At 41.6% G+C, this 18,230-nt stretch carries 19 protein-coding genes and 1 other RNA gene; 9 read left to right on the top strand and 11 right to left on the bottom strand.

Annotation, left to right across the window (positions count from 1 at the left end):
• Positions 1–260 precede the first annotated feature (260 nt).
• Entirely contained in the window at positions 261–1,604 is a 1,344-nt protein-coding gene (gene gdhA, locus AC5YCD_RS03200) for an NADP-specific glutamate dehydrogenase (RefSeq protein WP_496128668.1), read from the top strand.
• 61 nt (positions 1,605–1,665) lie between these two features.
• Here gdhA and AC5YCD_RS03195 read toward each other — a convergent pair whose 3' ends face one another.
• The 3 genes from AC5YCD_RS03195 to rlmH all read right to left on the bottom strand — a co-directional run bounded on the left by AC5YCD_RS03195 (position 1,666) and on the right by rlmH (position 3,899).
• A complete protein-coding gene (locus AC5YCD_RS03195) occupies positions 1,666–2,430 on the bottom strand; it encodes a DUF4377 domain-containing protein (RefSeq protein ID WP_496128667.1) in 765 nt (254 codons plus the stop codon).
• Between the two features lie 112 nt (positions 2,431–2,542).
• Entirely contained in the window at positions 2,543–3,319 is a 777-nt protein-coding gene (locus tag AC5YCD_RS03190; protein WP_496128666.1) for a dioxygenase family protein, read from the bottom strand.
• 97 nt (positions 3,320–3,416) lie between these two features.
• Entirely contained in the window at positions 3,417–3,899 is a 483-nt protein-coding gene (rlmH, locus tag AC5YCD_RS03185) for a 23S rRNA (pseudouridine(1915)-N(3))-methyltransferase RlmH (RefSeq protein WP_496128665.1), read from the bottom strand.
• A 137-nt stretch (positions 3,900–4,036) separates the two neighbouring features.
• On the opposite strand from rlmH, the gene AC5YCD_RS03180 reads away from it, so the two are divergent.
• Positions 4,037–4,948, top strand: coding sequence for a M28 family peptidase (locus AC5YCD_RS03180; RefSeq protein WP_496128664.1), 912 nt, complete (start codon positions 4,037–4,039; stop codon positions 4,946–4,948).
• Between the two features lie 209 nt (positions 4,949–5,157).
• Here AC5YCD_RS03180 and lon read toward each other — a convergent pair whose 3' ends face one another.
• The 4 genes from lon to AC5YCD_RS03160 form a co-directional block, all read right to left on the bottom strand.
• Positions 5,158–7,584, bottom strand: coding sequence for an endopeptidase La (gene lon, locus AC5YCD_RS03175; RefSeq protein ID WP_496128663.1), 2,427 nt, complete (start codon positions 7,582–7,584; stop codon positions 5,158–5,160).
• A 121-nt stretch (positions 7,585–7,705) separates the two neighbouring features.
• Entirely contained in the window at positions 7,706–8,293 is a 588-nt protein-coding gene (locus AC5YCD_RS03170) for a 5-formyltetrahydrofolate cyclo-ligase (protein WP_496128662.1), read from the bottom strand.
• Positions 8,294–8,389: 96 nt separating this feature from the next.
• A complete protein-coding gene (locus AC5YCD_RS03165) occupies positions 8,390–9,283 on the bottom strand; it encodes an OmpA family protein (RefSeq protein ID WP_496128661.1) in 894 nt (297 codons plus the stop codon).
• A gap of 425 nt (positions 9,284–9,708) precedes the next feature.
• Positions 9,709–10,221 (bottom strand): OmpA family protein, encoded by a 513-nt coding sequence (locus AC5YCD_RS03160; protein ID WP_496128660.1) that lies wholly within the window; start codon positions 10,219–10,221, stop codon positions 9,709–9,711.
• Positions 10,222–10,537: 316 nt separating this feature from the next.
• Here AC5YCD_RS03160 and AC5YCD_RS03155 point away from each other — a divergent pair, with 316 nt between their 5' ends.
• On the top strand, positions 10,538–10,660 hold the full coding sequence (locus AC5YCD_RS03155) for a hypothetical protein (protein WP_496128659.1): 123 nt from the start codon (positions 10,538–10,540) through the stop codon (positions 10,658–10,660).
• 88 nt (positions 10,661–10,748) lie between these two features.
• On the opposite strand, the gene ssrS is transcribed toward AC5YCD_RS03155, so the two are convergent.
• From ssrS to AC5YCD_RS03140, 3 genes are all read right to left on the bottom strand, one after another.
• A non-coding RNA gene (gene ssrS / locus AC5YCD_RS03150) (6S RNA) lies at positions 10,749–10,933 on the bottom strand.
• Positions 10,934–11,023: 90 nt separating this feature from the next.
• A complete protein-coding gene (locus tag AC5YCD_RS03145) occupies positions 11,024–11,338 on the bottom strand; it encodes a cell division protein ZapA (RefSeq protein ID WP_496128658.1) in 315 nt (104 codons plus the stop codon).
• Complete coding sequence (locus AC5YCD_RS03140) at positions 11,339–11,890, bottom strand: hypothetical protein (protein ID WP_496128657.1); 552 nt, start codon at positions 11,888–11,890, stop codon at positions 11,339–11,341.
• A gap of 64 nt (positions 11,891–11,954) precedes the next feature.
• Between AC5YCD_RS03140 and AC5YCD_RS03135 the strand changes: the two genes are divergently transcribed.
• The 5 genes from AC5YCD_RS03135 (at position 11,955) to AC5YCD_RS03115 (ending at position 16,826) form a co-directional block, all read left to right on the top strand.
• Complete coding sequence (locus AC5YCD_RS03135) at positions 11,955–12,593, top strand: UPF0149 family protein (RefSeq protein ID WP_496128656.1); 639 nt, start codon at positions 11,955–11,957, stop codon at positions 12,591–12,593.
• Between the two features lie 32 nt (positions 12,594–12,625).
• The gene (gene pepP, locus AC5YCD_RS03130) at positions 12,626–13,951 is read left to right on the top strand and encodes a Xaa-Pro aminopeptidase (RefSeq protein ID WP_496128655.1); all 1,326 of its coding nucleotides are present in this window, start codon (positions 12,626–12,628) and stop codon (positions 13,949–13,951) included.
• A 31-nt stretch (positions 13,952–13,982) separates the two neighbouring features.
• Complete coding sequence (gene ubiH / locus AC5YCD_RS03125; protein WP_496128778.1) at positions 13,983–15,191, top strand: 2-octaprenyl-6-methoxyphenyl hydroxylase; 1,209 nt, start codon at positions 13,983–13,985, stop codon at positions 15,189–15,191.
• Positions 15,188–16,423: an FAD-dependent monooxygenase gene (locus AC5YCD_RS03120; protein ID WP_496128654.1), complete on the top strand. Its 1,236-nt coding sequence runs from the start codon at positions 15,188–15,190 to the stop codon at positions 16,421–16,423. The genes ubiH and AC5YCD_RS03120 overlap by 4 nt, the downstream gene beginning before the upstream one ends.
• 154 nt (positions 16,424–16,577) lie before the next feature.
• The gene (locus AC5YCD_RS03115) at positions 16,578–16,826 is read left to right on the top strand and encodes a hypothetical protein (RefSeq protein WP_496128653.1); all 249 of its coding nucleotides are present in this window, start codon (positions 16,578–16,580) and stop codon (positions 16,824–16,826) included.
• Positions 16,827–16,855: 29 nt separating this feature from the next.
• Here the strand turns inward: AC5YCD_RS03115 and rsmI are convergent, their stop codons facing one another.
• Complete coding sequence (gene rsmI / locus AC5YCD_RS03110) at positions 16,856–17,695, bottom strand: 16S rRNA (cytidine(1402)-2'-O)-methyltransferase (RefSeq protein WP_496128652.1); 840 nt, start codon at positions 17,693–17,695, stop codon at positions 16,856–16,858.
• Between the two features lie 100 nt (positions 17,696–17,795).
• On the opposite strand from rsmI, the gene AC5YCD_RS03105 reads away from it, so the two are divergent.
• Positions 17,796–18,215 (top strand): YraN family protein, encoded by a 420-nt coding sequence (locus AC5YCD_RS03105; protein WP_496128651.1) that lies wholly within the window; start codon positions 17,796–17,798, stop codon positions 18,213–18,215.
• Positions 18,216–18,230: the final 15 nt, after the last annotated feature.

The following is an 18,230-nucleotide window of genomic DNA, read 5'->3' as shown; positions in this document are numbered from 1 at the left end:
ATGTTTTGCGCAAAAATGGGTCAACTTGTGCCTTATAAATGCGCGATTTTTCGGAAAAAATTAATAAGAAAAAGTTGTATAACTTATGAAAAAAAGTCGCAATAATTAATTTAAATGGTTGTAATTAAATCTAAAAAAAAGTTTTTTTCAAAAAACTATTGCTGATTGTTAACAAAAGATATTAAATTGTCTGCGCCAAAATACATCATTGATTGAAATTTTGACCAATTTTGATCCATTTATCTGCTGAGGATTAAGCGTTGAAATACAACAGCCTTAACGACTTCCTAGATTACGTTAAAACACGTGACGCACATCAACCAGAGTTTCTTCAAGCCGTTGAAGAAGTAATGACCAGTCTTTGGCCATTCATTGAAAAAAACCCTCAATACGCAGACCACGGTTTGCTTGAGCGTTTAGTCGAGCCAGAACGTGCGATTCAGTTCCGCGTTTCTTGGGTAGATGACCAAGGTCAAACCCATGTAAACCGTGCATTCCGTGTACAGTACAACTCAGCAATTGGTCCGTTTAAAGGTGGTATGCGTTTTCATCCATCTGTAAACCTTTCAATTTTAAAATTCCTAGGTTTCGAACAAACCTTTAAGAATGCCTTAACAACACTTCCTATGGGTGGTGGTAAAGGCGGTTCAGACTTTGACCCTAAAGGTAAGTCTGAAGGCGAAATCATGCGTTTCTGCCAAGCTTTAATGATCGAATTATACCGTCACTTAGGCTCAAACACAGATATCCCAGCCGGTGATATTGGTGTAGGTGGCCGTGAAGTGGGTTACATGGCGGGTATGATGAAGAAGCTCAGCAATGACACTTCATGCGTATTCACAGGTAAAGGTTTAACTTTCGGTGGTTCACTGGCACGTCCTGAAGCAACAGGCTACGGTACAGTTTACTTTGCTGAAGAAATGTTAAAAACTCGCGGTGAAAGCTTTAAAGATAAAGTCGTGACCATTTCAGGTTCAGGTAACGTTGCACAATATGCTGCTGAAAAAGCAATGTATTTAGGTGCTAAAGTAGTATCATTATCTGACTCAGCGGGTACTGTTTATGTGAAAGATGGTTTCACAGAAGAGCTTTTAGCTGAAGTGATGGAACTGAAAAATGTGAAACGTGGTCGTATCTCAGAGTTCGCATCTAAACATGGCTTTGAATATCTTGAAGGCGAACGCCCTTGGGGTATCAAATGCGATATCGCATTGCCATGCGCAACTCAAAATGAGTTAGATGCTGATGACGCAGACAAACTTCTTGCAAATGGTGTCATCTGTGTTGCTGAAGGCGCAAACATGCCATCAACTTTGGCTGCCGTTGAGAAATTCGTAGAAGCGAAAATTCTTTATGCACCAGGTAAAGCATCAAACGCAGGTGGTGTCGCGACTTCTGGTCTTGAAATGTCTCAAAACGCATTGCGTTTAGGTTGGACTTTTGAAGAAGTTGATGAGCGTTTACATGCGATCATGAAAGAAATTCACCGCAACTGTGTGAAATTTGGTACCAAAGAAGACGGTACTGTGAACTATGTTGATGGTGCGAACATTGCAGGCTTTGTAAAAGTTGCTGATGCGATGCTCGCGCAAGGTGTTTACTAATTTTGAATTAGTTGATATCTGAAAAAAAACCGCTCATTAGAGCGGTTTTTTTATAGCTCGATTATTTGATTAAGCTGCGTTCAATGGTCATATCATACACATAGGCATATTTAGATTGATCGGCAGCAGGATTTTTAATCTCATAACGTTTAACCCGAATCACTTGACGTTCTTTTGGATGATGCTCATAGCCTTGAATCTGTCCATAGAACAAACTCCAATTGGCATCTTGATAGGTTTTTAGGCCTTGTGGGTTATAGCGAATTTCTTTGACCTGTAAACATTGCTGACGTACCACCCCTGTACAGGCCTTGGTATTGGGATGGATTTCATAGAACATGGTTTGACCTTCACCTTGATATTGTGTTTCCGCAGTCATGGTGCCGCTAAATACATAACGCTGTCCGGTGGCATCCATTAAAGTTAAGGTGGGCTTTTGACGATCTGTAGCATCTAAAATAAAAGGTACTTTTCGATCGTTTAGCAACTTAGCAGCAATTGCTTCTTGACGCATGTCTGCTGCTGAGCAGGCCATTTGGGTCATCATGGTATTGCCTGTGATGACCTCGTTATTCTCTACTCGCCATGCGGTAGAGAGCGTATTACAGGTGGTGCTAACAGTTAAGCGACCATCTGAACCAAAGCGTAACAACATGGGCTTTTTTGCCCCAGTGTCTGTTTGCCAAGTATAGGCGCTCAGTGTTTTACTTGGATTTTGATGTTGTAAAATTTGCACGGCATGATCTCGTACAGTTTGAATGTCATTTGCTTGGCAAGCGACCAAAGACAAGGGCAATAAAAGAATAGCGAAATAAGATAAGCGCATGAGATACGTCTTCTATTATGTTGAATGTATAGATTTTAATATAATCAAAAAAAAACGGATACTCTGCCTGATTTAGTAGCAAAATGTATCCGTTCTCAGCTTGGGTTTAAGCTTAGTCAAAACGATAGATATCCATGCCTAAGGCACCCATGCTAAAGCTGCTATGCACAATACTAAAGCGTGGCCCGGTGCCCATAGCAAAAAACAGCGGTGCAAAATGCTCAATAGTCGGGTGATTTCGAGCGACAAAGGGAATGTTCTGCCAATCGAGCACTGCATCTATATCGTGATGTTGTAACTTGTGCACCACATAGTTACGAAAAGTCGAAGCCCATTCCGGCACTTGAGCAGGACGTCCATCCCAGGCCAATTCACGTAAATTATGGGTAATACTGCCAGAACCAATTAAGAGTATTTGTTGTTGACGAAACTCTGCTAAGCATTGTCCAATTTGATAAATCTCTTGACTGCTCATGTGCATGGGTAAAGAGATTTCAATGACCGGAATGTCTGCCTCAGGATACAGATGTAAAAGTGGCATCCATACTCCGTGATCACGGGGTCGACTGCTATTGGCATGCGCAGCTAAACCTGTTTGATTGAAACGCTGTAAAATCTGCTCAGCGATTTCTGGAGCACCGGGCGCGGGATAACGAATCTCGTAAAGTTCAGCAGGGAAGCCACGAAAATCATGCCATGTATCAGGGCGCGTTGCTGTACTCACTTCTAACGCTTGGCTTTCCCAATGCGCAGACATCACAATAATGGCCTGTGGCTTAGGTAAATTCAGACTTAAACGTTGTAATGCAGGCCCGACTTGCTCAGGATTAATCGCAAGCATTGGAGAGCCATGAGAAATAAATAAGCCGGGGAGAGTGTGTCGCTGCATACTTAAATACCAAATTCAATCATTAACAGGATTGTGTCAAATGTCTGCGTTGCAAGAAAGCGTGAGTTTTTCAACATATCGTTCTAAATATAAAACGTTACCCAGCACGGTGATAAGGGTGATTATTGTTAATGCTCATAGCACGATACAGTTGTTCAATCAGCATCACCCGTACCATCGGATGCGGTAGAGTAAGCTTAGATAACGACCAATGCCATGCCGCGGCTTTACGGACAGCCTCAGAATGACCATCTGGGCCACCAATCGCCAGTACAATATCATTGCCTTCAAGCATCCAGCCTTTCATAGTTTCAGCCAGTTTTTCGGTGCTAAATTCACGACCACCCACCTCTAAAGCAATCAAAACTTCATTGTGCTTCATGGCATTTAAAATGCTGTCACCTTCAATATTACGGTATTTTAAAATGTCCGCCTCAGAATCATTTTTACCGCGTTTGGCCATTGGTAGTTCAACAATTTGTGTTTGTACAAATGGTTGAATGCGTTTGAAATAATCTTCAAAACCAGTCAGAACCCATGCTGGCATTTTTTGCCCAATGGTTAAAATACGAATTTTCATACGTAATGCTTGCCTATCAATCCAATGCTCAGTATATACCGCGCGTGCGACTTTAGGAAAAAGCCTCTTGAAAAGCAGGCAGGATTTATGTTTTATAGAAGAAAAAAGCAACAACATTGATCATGGAATAAAAACAAATGCGTTTGATTATCGGATGTTTTATTGGAGTTTGGGCTGCAACATTAGCCACAGCCCACGCTGTAGCCCCCCAAGCAGACGCAGACAATATTAAGTTATTCCTCACTCAAGTAGTAGGACCAATGCAATATGCACGAAATTATAAACATCCACAGGAGCTCAATCGCACAGCAGCATGGCTGACAGAGCAAATGAGATTATTTGCGATTCCGTGTCATTATCAAAATTTTAATTTGAATCAAAAGCAATATCGTAATGTGATTTGTCGTTTAAATGCCGGTCATCCCAATAAGGTGGTTATTGGTGCGCATTACGATGTGGAAGGTGAAAGCCGTGGTGTCAATCACAATGCTTCTGGCGTGGCAGGTGTGGTCGAGGCTGCACACGTATTAAGTCAAAATAAAAATAGCTTAAAGCATAATGTTGAATTTGTATTTTATACCTTGGGCGCTGCACCGTATGTTAATACTGAACAAATGGGCAGTATGCGCCATGCTAAAACTTTAGTGGCGAGCGAGGAACCCGTTCAAGCCATTTATGTATTGGACCAAATTGGGTTTTATGAGCATGCTGCCGTACAAGAATATCCGATTGGACTCAAATGGCTGTATCCAGAACATGCTAATTTTATAGCAGTTGTGAGCAATATTACCTCACGTGATATTGCAGTGCAGTATTGTCAAAATATGCAACAATTGGCATGTGAACGCTTTAGTTTACCTGTGCTGAAGATCTTTGAAGATTCGGATCATCTGAGCTATTGGAAACATGATTTACCAGCAGTTTTAATTACCGATACCGGTCAATATCGTAATAAAAATCAATACCGTGCTGAAGTAGAAATTCAACGTTTGGATTATAAAAAAATGGCAAATTTGGTCAATGCTTTGGTGAAAAGTATCAGCCAGTAAGCATAAAAAACGCAGTCCTTAAAAGCCAAAGGACTGCGATTAAAAAGATCATCTGTCTGGAGACACAGATGACCAAAACAATACAACAAGGTATTTTGATTACCTGTTATAAAGTGCGGTTAAATAGGTTAGATTGCAAGTTTAGAAAATAAAAAGTTACATAAAAAAAGAGCGCCGTGGCGCTCTTTTTGCTTAACATGATGTCTCAATTAATGACGCGCAACTTTCTCTTCATTAGTTGCCTTGACTAAAGGTGCTTTGGCCAATGGTTTCGGTTGTTCCACTAAAGCCAAAGGTAAAATTTCATCAATTGATTTTACCGCTTTAATTTCAAGACCTGCTTTAACATTGTCTGGAATTTCCGCTAAATCACGCACGTTATCTTGCGGAATAAACACCAGTTTCACACCACCACGATGTGCAGCCAATAACTTCTCTTTTAGACCACCAATCCGCATCGCACGGCCACCAAGGCTGGTTTCACCCGTCATCGCGATATCTGGACGAATCGCAATTTTGGTAAATGCTGATACCAGCGCAGTGGTTAATGCTAAACCTGCTGATGGACCATCTTTAGGGGTCGCACCTTCGGGTAAATGTACATGCACATCGGTTTCTTCAAAACGTGATGCTTCGATGCCCAGTTCTTCAGCACGGGTACGCACTACAGTCATCGCTGCTGTAATGGATTCTTTCATCACATCGCCTAAAGAACCTGTGGTAATAAATTTACCTTTACCAGGAACTGCTGCAACTTCAATAGTGAGTAACTCACCACCTACAGAAGTCCATGCTAAACCATTGACACGGCCGACTTCTGGAGTTTCTTCCGCCATACCAAAGTCAAATTTATGTGGACCTAAATACTCTGGCAGATTGCTTGAGTTGACTTCAAGTTGTAAATTTTTAGCTTTCTTGCTAACCGCTTCTTTGACCACTTTACGCGCAATTTTTGAGACTTCACGCTCTAAGCTACGTACACCTGCTTCACGGGTATAGCGTTGTACGATGTCACGGATCGCTTCTTCATGCACAGTCAGCTCTTTAGCACGTAGGCCATTGTTCTTAATAGCCTTTGGTACTAAGTAACGTTCAGCAATATTGACTTTTTCATCTTCGGTATAACCCGGTAGACGAATCACTTCCATACGGTCAAGCAGTGCTTCAGGAATATTCATGCTGTTGGCAGTACAGATAAACATCACTTCAGATAAGTCTAAATCTAGATCAAGATAGTGATCGTTAAACTTACTGTTTTGTGATGGATCAAGTACTTCAAGTAAGGCAGATGCAGGATCGCCACGGTAGTCTTGCGCCATCTTATCGATTTCATCGAGTAAGAACAGTGGGTTTTTTACACCAACTTTGCTGAGTGACTGCACAATTTTACCTGGCATCGCACCAATATAAGTACGACGGTGACCACGAATTTCGGCTTCATCACGTACGCCGCCAAGTGCCATACGCACAAATTCACGACCTGTGGCTTTTGCTACAGATTCACCCAGTGAAGTTTTACCCACACCTGGAGGACCCACTAAGCATAGGATCGGGCCACGTAATTTTTTCACGCGTGATTGCACTGCAAGATATTCGACAATGCGATCTTTCACGTCGTCTAACCCGTAATGATCTGAATCTAGAATCTCTTGGGCTTTGTTTAAGTTAATACTAACTTTACTGGCTTTATTCCAAGGGGTATCAAGAATCACTTCTAAGTAATTGCGCACCACAGCTGCTTCGCTTGAAGCAGGTTGCATCGCTTTTAACTTACGGAATTCATTTTCAGCTTTTTTACGCACATGTTCAGGTAAATCTGCTTCGCTTAAACGACGTTCAATTTCAGCGACATCATCTTCAGCACCGCCATTCATATCAGAAAGTTCGCGCTGAATGACTTTCATTTTTTCATTTAAGAAGTATTCGCGCTGATTTTTTTCCATTTGGCGTTTCACTGAATCATGCAAAGTTTGCTCAATCTGTTGTTCTTCAGATTGTTGTAGCAAATAAGTCATCAGTTCAGTTAAATGTGCTGCAAACTCGTCATGTTCTAAGAACTTTTGTTTTACATCAATATTCAGTGGAACACGAGTCGCAACAAAGAACAATAACTGCAATAAGTCATCAATTTTATTGGCAGCTGCAATCAATTCACGCGCATTACGTAATTTTGCTTCTGCATACTGGGCAAATAAAGCACGTAATTCAAGCAGATGGTTTTCTTGAGTTTCTTGCTCAAGCGTCACGCTCATTGGGCTTAAACTATGCTCAGCAGTTAAATAGCTGTCTTGGTCGATAATGCGTTCTAGTTTGGCGCGGTGTAGGCCTTCTATGAGGACCTTAATACAGTTTTCATCATTTTCGTGATTTACAACTTGCACAATCTTCGCGACAGTACCGTATTGATATAAATTATCGTGATCAATTTCTTCTGTAAGCGAATCTTTTTGTGCAACTACAAATACAAGATTGTCACTGTTACGCGCCACATCAACTGCATTGATCGATTTTTCACGACCAACAAACAGCGCAATTTGCATGTGTGGATACACCACAACATCACGTAGCGCTAAAAGAGGTAATATGCTTGGCACCTCTAGTGCTAAGGTTTCTTCATTCATCATAATTTCAGACATGGGCACTCCTAGGTGACAACGGTGTTGCCATGATTTAATAGTGATGGGTAATTTTAAAAATACAAGGGTAAAATGTAATAATTTCTATGAAAATCATAAAAATTGCAGTGTTATCTTAAGATTAGCGCTTAAAAGTGAGAAAACGTTGTGGCGTAACTAAGGCATCTAAGGGCTGATCCCAAGCTTCTCGTTGCAGGGGAGTCGTGAGTAGCTGAAAATCATGGGCTAAACCCAAACGATAGGGTTTTTTCGCTGCGCGTGATAAGGTTTTATCATAAAAACCACCCCCCATGCCAAGCCGTGTCCCAAGCAGGTCACAAGCCAATAAGGGCATAATCAGTAAATCTAGTTGAGTGACAGCACGAGCGCGGTTTTGCATGGCTTGTTGCATGCCTAAACGATGCATGGCAAAGCGTCGATTGATATATTGTTGCTTAGAAATTTTTACCCACACCAAATGCTGATTCATATTGCAAATCATCGGTAAATACACCTGTTTGCCTAAAGCAAAGCATTCCATGATTAATTGTTGAGTATGAATTTCACCAAAAGCATGCAAGTACACCCCAATATGCTGACTGTGCTTAAAAATAGCGTGACGGCGTAAGCGTGCAAAAGTCTGTTGTTGAGATTGACGTTGTTTGAAAGAAGAAATGCGACGACGTTGTTGACGCAATTGTCGGCGTAATTGAGACAGTGTTAAAGACATAGAACAGGGCGGAAATCATAAGGCTATAAAGCCAATATAAGCTTTATAGCCTGAGAAGAAAATCCTGAGCTTAAAGCTAAACTCAGGATCATAGAATTATTTTACTTTTTTTACACCACGAATCGCGACGGTTACACGGCGATCAGGTTGTAAACATTCAATTAACTTCGCACGTGGTGCTACACCTTGACAGCCATTGGTTACAGGTTGAGTTTCACCAGCACTTGAATGGGTTAATAAATGCGCAGGTACGCCACGTGTTGCTAAATATTCACGTACTGTCTTAGCACGGTTCATACCTAAGGTATAGTTGTATTGATCTGAACCTAAACGGTCAGTATGACCAATTAACTCAATAGAATGTACAGAAACATAACCATTGCGGATCACATCAGACACTTCGTCCAACTTAGCACGACCTGCTGGTAATAAGTCTTCAGCATTGTATTTGTCAAACTTAAACAAGGTATCTGCTGCTAGGTTGATGAACTCTGGTGGTGGCGGTGGTGGTGGTACTGGTTTTTCACAGTTAATATTTTTGCTGCCACTGCTGTGGTTAATAATTGGACGGTTATTTTCGTCTAAAGATAACACAAGCTTATTGTCACGTAAGCCATCATTGACACAGATTTTGACTTCATCCACCAAACATTTACCCGTGTTACAGTTACGTACTTTTAAGGTATACGTTTCTGGCTTAACGTAGAAAGAACCGGTGTTGTTGGCGTAAAAGTCGGCAACTTTATGATCATTGATATAAAAATAAGTTGGACATTTTTGCTTATCTAAAGTATCAGGTGGGCATAGCTTACTATCACGTTGTACATAAAGCGGCTTAGCGCCTGCATGTTGAACTTGAAACGGTGGATAGATGTTTGCCGGCTTACTATAATCAGCCGGTTTAGGGGGCTGGCTATAGTCATAAGGCTTGCTCGTACAGGCAGACAGTCCCACGACGAGCGCCGAAGCAATGATGATTTTATTTAACATAGTTCAACCTATAGTTGTTATTTTCACTTGAATACACTGCAATGCTGCGCGCATCCGCTTATAGTTTTTAGTACATTTTATAGCCAAGTATGGTTAACTTATTTAAATGATTTTTTCTAGCTCTTGGCTTAACAAAATGCTCTCGTAAGATTACAGTCTGATGACCTTGTGATTATTTTAGATCAATGTATAAATTATGAACACTAGCTAAAACTGAATAAAATGTAGATACCTAAATAAGTCTATGTAAAATAAAAAAATATTTTGGTAAAAAAAATAAGCTTAAGCAGAAAAAAATGACTTAATCTTAAAAAAAAAGCCTTTTATTGTGATGTATGTAACAATTTTAAATAAATGCTGTGAAATGATTAACTTGAATATTAAAGTAAAAACTCAGCTAAATTAGCTGAGTTTTTACATGAAAATTAACGTTTAACCCCTTGAATTCCAATACTAACTCGTCGATCTGGTTGTAAGCATTGAATTAAATTAGCGCGTGGGCTGACATTTGGACAACCATCGGTTACAGGTTGATTCTCGCCCGCACTCTTGTAGGACATGATGGTGGTTGGAATACCACGACTGTGTAAATAATCATAGACAGTTTTAGCACGTTTCATTCCTAAGTTATAGTTGTATTGAGCCTGTCCTAGGCGATCGGTATGACCCACCAATTCAATATGTTGAATCGAGACATAACGCGCTTTTAGACCTTGGGCAATTTCATCTAATTTGGCGCGGCCTGCAGGTAATAGATCGTTTGAACTCGAGCCATTAAATTTAAATAAAGTATCTGAAGTTAAGTTAATGTAATCAACTGGTGGTGAACCAGGTTGAGTGGGTGGAACTTCAATGTAGGAGGGTGGTTTAACTTGCTTGTGGCAACCGGCTAAAGCCAAAACTGAGGCTGTGAGGAGTAATATTTTATAGTTCAACATAGATCCACCTATACAGTTGGTATCAATAGCGCTCAAAATATAACAAAGTTTATAAAGTCAGAAGTGTGGAAGGAAGTTTGAGCGTTTGATTGTTGTTTTACTCATGTAGGACAATCCTTGCCTACTGTATTTCTGTATTTAACAGAGCATTTATTTTAAGCCATGATTGTGTTGAGTTAAGTCACAAAAATGTAGCAAAGGTTTAATTTGTTTTTTAGATTAATTTTATTCAATTAAATGGTTTTACCTATCTTTGTGTTTTATTTATATTGCGTAGTCAAGAAAAGTCTTCTCATGAACTCAGATAGGTCGAGCTATGTTAAAGGTGATTTACGTTGCATTATTGGCAACATTGTTCAGTGCATGTAGTTTTAACCCTGCTTATTATGATGAATTACGTCAAGCTGAAGCTGAGCACCACCGTATGCTAGGGGGTTAAACTTTTAGTGAGCCCCATAAGATAGGTATGCCGCGTTTTGTATAAGGCAAAAAAATCCCAGCTGTAGATGCTGGGATTTTTACAGAATTTTTTATCCGACGGTGCCGCTGCATGTCATTACCCTTGAACCCGAAGAGTTCAAGGTGGACGCGACGCATACTTGCTGGGTTTCCCACTCGAGGTGGGCATACGCTCTAAATATGCAGAACACAATCCGTAAGTTTAAGTATCGGCTCAGGGGAATAGACCCGCTGGCGTACACCTCAGACGTAGGGCAAGTATAACTGAAGTTATGCGCTTGGCAACTTTTTGTATGCCAAACAATGTAAACTTGCATTACAACTGTCTAGAGTTTGTACAAAATTAATTGCTTTGTGGCAGTGGATTTTTTTCAGCAACATATTGATCCAACTCAGCTAATACATTGCTGAGCAAAATTTCGCAGTGTTCATATTCTTGTACACTTTTGTTTAATGATAACACTTCTTGCATTAATTCTAGGGCCACCATAATAATCAACTTACTTGGTTCCATGCGTGGTGCTTTACGACGAAACTCTTCATATTTCTCGTTTAACAGTTCAACTGCACGTTCAAGCTCAGGCTGTTTTTCTGGTGTTGTAGCTAAACGAAAACTGTGTCCAAGTACACGAAGTTCTACGGGAATTTGCTCACTCATTTATACGCCCTCATTCCGATCGCTGAGTTCAGCTAATTTGCCAATTTCATCGGCATGTTTATCTTGAGCAGTTCCCAAAATATTTAAGCGTTGAATAATGGCTTCCACTTTGGCTTGTGCTAATTCATTTTTTTGTAGCAAACGGCCACGTTCTTGTTGCAAAGCATTAATTTCTAGCTGACTTTGGCGCTGCTCATTTTGTAACTTTTCTTGTAGCGTACGCAGCTCATTACGCTCTGATAAAATCTCTTGAAAGCGGTTTTTTAGATCAGTACAGCTTTTTTCTAAACGATTATATCGATCAGCAAGTGCGGCAGCATCGTGAGTCATTTGCTTCAATTGCTTATTAGTTTGGCTGGCTTTTTCAGTCAGTTGATCAATTTCCTGCTGCTTTTGCGTGATAATGCCAGTTTTTTGCACAATTTCGGCATGATGTTGCTCGGCCTCGGTTGCTTTGGCGCTATGCAGCAGTTGATTTTCTTGCTCATAGTGATCAAGGCGCGTCTTTAACGCACCAATATGCGCCTGAAGACGCTGTAATTCTTCTAACATAACGGAGTCGCACAGTATTGCAAACAAAGGTAATATATACGAAGTATAGAGATTGGATAAGCGAATGCAAGACGATATTTCAGGTTGGAACGAGTGGGAAGGTAATTTTGCTGAGATTGAAGAAATTTCAAGCCCAAGCGAATTACATGGTTTAGTTACAGGTGTGGTGTGTGTGACTGAGTCACCAACGGCAGATGAATGGCAGCAAATCCTAGCTACACTCAATGTGCCCGCACTTGATGATGAAGGCTTAGAGCTATTGGCACAAGAAGGTGAAGATATCTCACATGCTTTATCTGAAGATGAGCTGGATTATTTACCTTTGCTGCCAGATGATGAACATCCTCTCGCAGAGCGTGTACAAGCCTTGGCGGATTGGGCTGCAGGCGTGGTGCTAGGTTTTGGTTTGGCATCAGGTCATATCCGTCCTGATGAACTAGAATTAATTGAACATCTGCAAGATGTTGCGGCGGTTGAATTTGACGAATCAGACAATGACGAAGAGGGTGAGCAAAGCTATCTTGAGTTGTATGAGTTTGTACGTTTAATTCCAATTAGCTTGTCGATGGGACGTAAAAAGGTTGCAGTGGCTGAGAGTTCTTTGTTACAAAATTACCAAGCAAAATCTCGTATTGCTGCAGCGATGAATGGTGAAACTGCACAAGATGTGGTGGAAATGTTTACCCCGCATCGTCCAAGCTAAGGCAAACACAACTTTTTAAGAAGAACTTCTCAATGACAAAACTGACTCAAGCTGATTTTCAAGCCCGTCGTGATCGTTTAGCCGAACAGATGGGACCACGTAGTATTGCGATTATTGCCACCAATCAGGTGTATATGCGTAACCGTGATGCCGATTACAAATTCCGTGCCGATAGTAGCTTTTTCTATTTAACTGGATTTGCTGAACCTGAAGCTGTGGCAGTGATTGAAACCTTTGATGATCTCGAGGAAGGTTATAGCTATAGCTTGTTCTGCCGTGAACGTGATCGTGACATGGAAATTTGGCATGGTTATCGTGCAGGGGTCGATGGCGCGATTGACGACTTTGAGGCTGATGAAGCCTATGCCATTGAGCTACTTGACGAAGAAATCATTGAGAAGTTTCTCGATAAAGATCAGTTGTATTATCGCGTGGGTCAAAATGCAGCATTTGACGCACGGGTAGCCAAATGGATTGCCAGTGCCAACGGTGAATCACGCCGTGGCACCAGTGCCCCAGAAAAAATTGTGCAACTTGATGCATTATTAGATGAAATGCGCCTGCATAAAGACGCGCAAGAAATTGCCTTAATGCAAATTGCCTCAGACATTTCTGCCCAAGCACATACCCGTGCGATGCAAGCGGTGAAACCGGGCATGATGGAGTATCAGCTGGAAGCTGAGCTCAACTATGTATTTGGTCAACATGGTTGCGTGCCGTCATATAACAGTATTGTCGGTGGTGGTCAAAATGGCTGTATTTTGCATTATGTGGAAAATAACCAAGAGCTGAAAGACGGTGATTTGGTTTTAATTGATGCAGCCTGTGAATATGAACTGTATGCCTCAGACATTACCCGTACTTTCCCAGTGAATGGTAAATTTAGCCCAGAACAAAAAGCCCTGTATAACATTGTATTAGATGCACAAATTGCCGCGATTAATGCAGTACAAGTTGGTAATTCTTATAAAGAGCCGCACCATGTAGCAGTGGATATTTTGGTACAAGGCTTACTTGATCTAGGCATTATGCAAGGCGATAAAGAAAAAATTATTGCCCAAGAAACTTATCGTCAATTTTATATGCATGGTACAGGGCATTGGCTCGGTATGGATGTGCATGACGTTGGACGCTATAAAGTCGATGGTGAATGGCGTAACTACGAAGAAGGTATGGTGGTCACAGTAGAGCCAGGACTTTATATCGCGCCAGACGATGAGACAGTCGATGAAAAATGGCGTGGTATTGGTATTCGTATTGAAGATGATGTAGTGGCAACTGCCAATGGCCCATTGGTACTAACTCAAGCTGTGGTCAAAACAGTAGAAGATATCGAAGCGCTGATGGCGCAAGCATAATAAGACTTTTTTATTTTAGGGAATGCATATGTTGCAACAACAAGTTGTCATCGTTGGTGGTGGAATGGTGGGCTTAAGTTTGGCACTCATGCTGGCCAAAGCTGACATTCATGTGAAGCTGTTAGAAGCGATTTCATATCCAAATTATGATGATGCCAATTTAGCCCCGTATCACTCAAGTTTTGATGCCCGAAATACTGCATTGTCACGTCGTAGTGTACAAATTTATCAAGAATTGGGTTTATGGGATGTCTTGCAACAATATGCCACTCCAATTTTACAAGTGGATATTAGCGAACAAGGCAGTTTTGGTAAGGCACGCTTAATTGCTGAAAAAGAAAAAGTCGAAAGCTTTGGTCAAGTGATTGAAAATGCATGGCTTGGTCGTATTCTACTCAGCCAAGCGCGGCAGCATGCAAATATTGAACTGATTGATGGGGTACAAGTGACCGCATTAACGCAAGATCAAGACCACGCTTACATTGAAGCTAAACGTGCTGATGAAATGTTAAAGATTGCAGCGCCATTGGTGATTGCCGCCGACGGACGTGATTCATTCTGTCGTAAAGCTTTAGGCATTGGTTTTTCTACCCATGAATATGACCAAGTTGCCATTGTCACGACTGTACAAACCTCAAAGCCACATCAACATATTGGTTTTGAACGCTTTAGTGCCTTAGGGCCATTGGCTTTGTTGCCTGTACCGGGTGAATATCGTCGTTCTGTGGTGTGGCCGGTCAAAAAAGGCACCGAGCATGAGTGGCTGGGTGAAGAAAATGATCAGCAGTTCCTAAATGCTTTACAGCAAACCTATGGCGACCGCGCAGGTAAATTTGAAAAAACCGGTAAACGTTTTAGTTATCCATTGTCACAAGTGTTAGCCGAAAAACAAGCCGTGGGGCGTGTGGTATTGATGGGCAATGCAGCGCATACTATTCATCCTGTAGCAGGCCAAGGCTTTAACTTGTGTTTACGTGATGCGTATGTGTTGCGCCGTTTCTTGACCGAGCAATTGGCCGAGCAACGCGATATTGGTGAACCAAGTATGCTCAAAGCTTATGAGCAAGCCAGACTCAAAGATCAACAACGCGTGATCCGTTTTTGTGATTTAGTGGTGCGCGGTTTTAGCAATCAAAATATTATTTTAAAACTGATTCGTAACACAGGTCTTGTGGCATTTGAAACCATTCCGGGCTTTAAACCCTTAGTTGCCAACTATGCCATGGGGCTTAAAGCATGACAGATCAGGTCTTAGACGTTGTCATTATTGGCGGTGGTCTAGTAGGTGGTCTTACTACACTATTGCTGGCGCAGGGCGGGGTACAAGCGACGGTTTTAGATGCAGCGCCTGTGTTGGAGGCTAAACGTGTGTTAGCGCAGCCCAATTCACGGGTGTTGGCTTTAAGCCAAGCTAGTATTCATTTACTTAAAACCGCTGGCGTATGGGCGCATATTGCACGTCACATGCCCTATAGCGGCATGCAGGTGTGGAATAAAAATGGCTATGGTGAGATTATGTTTGGGCAAGCAAGTGCTCAGACGCCGTGGCAAGCGCATATTTTAGGGTCAATGGTTGAGCCAAGCATTTTAAATCTCGCGATTCAAAGCCAAATGCAAAGCGCGGTGCAGGATTACCGTACCCACGTCAAGGTGCTGCGCGTTGAGCAGGGCAATGGCGTCTGGTTTATTCATTTAGCAGATGGCACAAAGCTCACCACCAAGTTAGTGATTGGTGCTGATGGTGCTAATTCCTTTGTGCGTGAACAGGCCTTTATAGACTTAGATGTCTTAGATTATCAACAGGCTGGTTTAAGCTGCGCGATTCGTACCGAAAAGCCACATCAACATGTGGCACGGCAGATCTTTTTAGAAACGGGTCCTTTGGCCTACTTACCTATGGCAAGTTTGCAGCCTGAACAAGACGGCTATTGGCAATCGATTGTTTGGACCTTGCCTGATGACTATGCCGAAGAATATGCCAACTTAGATGATGCTGCATTTTGCCAATTACTCAGCTTAGAAAGTCAGCATATGTTAGGCGCAGTATTACAAGCGACACCGCGTGCGACTTTCCCGCTTAAAGCCCGTGCAGCCAAAACCTATGTACGCGATGGTTTAGCGCTGATTGGGGATGCTGCGCATGTGATTCATCCGTTGGCAGGTCAAGGGGTGAATATTGGTTGCCTTGATGCTGCGGTACTCTGTGATGCCTTATTACGCGATCGTGAACGTGGCGTGTGGGCGCATCTACAAACCTTAAGACATTATGAACATCGACGTAAAGGGCAAAATGAAGCCATGATGCACAGTATGTCGCTACTGGGTTGGCTAGAAACAAGTCGTTTGACCCCTGTGGTTTGGGCACGTAATTTTGGGCTAAAAACCGTTGAGCAGTCTGCGTTAGCTAAAGATTTATTTATGCAGCAAGCGGCCGGTTTAAATGGTTTGAAAAATACTCGTTATGCTATATAGCCTAAGTCACTCGTTTTTTGTGCAGTCATCAAGAAATGGTTACGATTTTGATTAAAAAAAGTACAATTTTGTTACTCATACTACTAGGCGAAAGGCCAATTGCTTGCTAAATTTCTTCATAATTTAAAGATGATGTCATTCTGGGGAGATTATAATGACTGATGCCAATGATTATGATGAAGTAGACGAAATTGCGGTAGACGAAGACGAAGCGAAAGCCGCAGAAAAAGGCGCGAGTGTCAGTGAAGATGCACCAAGCGATACAGATCTTGCTGAAGCAGAAACACTCACTGTAACGGCGAAACAAAAGCAACGCCAAGCTTTAGAAGATGAAGTGGCAGCATTCTTAGCACGGGGTGGTCGTATCACCGAAGTGCCTGCCGATGAAAATGTACGTGACTAAAAAAAGCCTCGCAATTGCGAGGCCTTTTTTTATGCTTTGTCGGTGAGCTCTAGTGCACGTTGATAAGCGACTTTCTTTTTAATACCCGTTAAATCGGCTGCCAACTGCGAAGCAGCTTTGACCGATAAATCTTGCAATAAACGCGTTAATAATTGATCGAGTTTTTCTTGTTCTAAATCTTTTTCAACTGTAGCACCACCAATGACTAACACAATTTCACCCTTTTGCTGATGATGGTCATTCTTAATAAATTCTACCAAGTCAGCCAAAGTCATTTTTTTAATGGTTTCAAAGGTTTTGGTAATCTCACGCGCAAAACCTACAGGACGATCGCCACCGAATACATCTGCCATATCTTGTACACAATCTAAAATACGATGTGGCGCTTCATAAATAATTAAAGTTTGTGTTTCATCTTTTAAACGATTGAGATGTAACAAGCGTTGAGATTGCTTAGAGGGCAAAAAACCTTCAAAACTAAAGCGGTCACTTGGTAGGCCCACAGCGCTTAGGGCAGCAATGGCTGCACATGCCCCAGGGACAGGAATCACACGAATACCGTTTTCTTGTGCGGCCCGTACCAATTTAAAACCCGGATCGCTAATCAAAGGCGTTCCTGCATCACTAATGAGCGCCATGTTTTCACCATTTAATAAACGCTGAATCAGCAAATCAATCTTGTTGCTTTCATTGTGCTCATGACAGGCGGTCAAAGGCGTATTAATATTAAAATGTTTCAGCAGTTGCGCTGAGGTGCGGGTATCTTCAGCGGCAATAATAGTGACCGACTTTAATACGTCAATCGCACGATAGGTGATGTCATCTAAATGCCCAATTGGCGTAGCGACCACAAATAACTGAGCACTCATGCAACTCTCCTCAACAATAAAAATACAGGCAATCGGCTATTTTACCCGAAAATAGTGCCTGAGAGGGTGTAGATTACAGGCAATTGCTAAGGAACAAGGAATGAGCTTCAACCAAATGTTGGGTCAATGGGCAGAACAACACGCCCAAACTTACTTAGAACGGCACGGTTTTAAGATGCTACAGCGCAATTATCATAGCCGTTTTGGTGAAATTGATTTAATTATGACCCGTCAAGATGAATTAATTTTTGTGGAAGTCAAAGCGCGTCAACCTACGCAGTGGGGAATGGCCAATGAAGTCATTAGCCGCGCCAAACAAGGCAAAATTATGCATACCGCTTTATTGTTTTTACAGCAATATCCACAATTTAACTCATATGCACTGCGTTTTGATGTGATTTGTATCGACTTTTTACAACCTATTGCAAAAATACCACAGCAGTCATTTTTGCCTAGCGCTTATGATTTGGCTTGGATTGAAAATGCTTTTACTTTTGATACAAACTTGATTAGGCTTTGAAAATGTTGACAATAA

It is taken from the genome of Acinetobacter sp. CY05 (assembly GCF_059515805.1).
The sequence above is the reverse complement of the archived record's forward strand: the minus strand, read 5'-3'. Positions and strand labels throughout refer to the sequence as shown.

Bases quoted from the DNA above. Each gene is read 5' to 3' on its own strand.
- AC5YCD_RS03115 (WP_496128653.1), top strand. From the start codon at position 16,578: ATGACTGATGCCAATGATTATGATGAAGTAGACGAAATTGCGGTAGAC.
- pepP (WP_496128655.1), top strand. From the start codon at position 12,626: ATGACAAAACTGACTCAAGCTGATTTTCAAGCCCGTCGTGATCGTTTA.
- AC5YCD_RS03155 (WP_496128659.1), top strand. From the start codon at position 10,538: ATGTTAAAGGTGATTTACGTTGCATTATTGGCAACATTGTTCAGTGCA.
- AC5YCD_RS03105 (WP_496128651.1), top strand. From the start codon at position 17,796: ATGAGCTTCAACCAAATGTTGGGTCAATGGGCAGAACAACACGCCCAA.
- rsmI (WP_496128652.1), bottom strand. From the start codon at position 17,695: ATGAGTGCTCAGTTATTTGTGGTCGCTACGCCAATTGGGCATTTAGAT.
- AC5YCD_RS03160 (WP_496128660.1), bottom strand. From the start codon at position 10,221: ATGTTGAACTATAAAATATTACTCCTCACAGCCTCAGTTTTGGCTTTA.
- lon (WP_496128663.1), bottom strand. From the start codon at position 7,584: ATGTCTGAAATTATGATGAATGAAGAAACCTTAGCACTAGAGGTGCCA.
- AC5YCD_RS03170 (WP_496128662.1), bottom strand. From the start codon at position 8,293: ATGTCTTTAACACTGTCTCAATTACGCCGACAATTGCGTCAACAACGT.
- AC5YCD_RS03120 (WP_496128654.1), top strand. From the start codon at position 15,188: ATGACAGATCAGGTCTTAGACGTTGTCATTATTGGCGGTGGTCTAGTA.
- AC5YCD_RS03190 (WP_496128666.1), bottom strand. From the start codon at position 3,319: ATGCAGCGACACACTCTCCCCGGCTTATTTATTTCTCATGGCTCTCCA.
- rlmH (WP_496128665.1), bottom strand. From the start codon at position 3,899: ATGAAAATTCGTATTTTAACCATTGGGCAAAAAATGCCAGCATGGGTT.
- AC5YCD_RS03135 (WP_496128656.1), top strand. From the start codon at position 11,955: ATGCAAGACGATATTTCAGGTTGGAACGAGTGGGAAGGTAATTTTGCT.
- AC5YCD_RS03145 (WP_496128658.1), bottom strand. From the start codon at position 11,338: ATGAGTGAGCAAATTCCCGTAGAACTTCGTGTACTTGGACACAGTTTT.
- AC5YCD_RS03165 (WP_496128661.1), bottom strand. From the start codon at position 9,283: ATGTTAAATAAAATCATCATTGCTTCGGCGCTCGTCGTGGGACTGTCT.
- AC5YCD_RS03180 (WP_496128664.1), top strand. From the start codon at position 4,037: ATGCGTTTGATTATCGGATGTTTTATTGGAGTTTGGGCTGCAACATTA.
- AC5YCD_RS03195 (WP_496128667.1), bottom strand. From the start codon at position 2,430: ATGCGCTTATCTTATTTCGCTATTCTTTTATTGCCCTTGTCTTTGGTC.
- AC5YCD_RS03140 (WP_496128657.1), bottom strand. From the start codon at position 11,890: ATGTTAGAAGAATTACAGCGTCTTCAGGCGCATATTGGTGCGTTAAAG.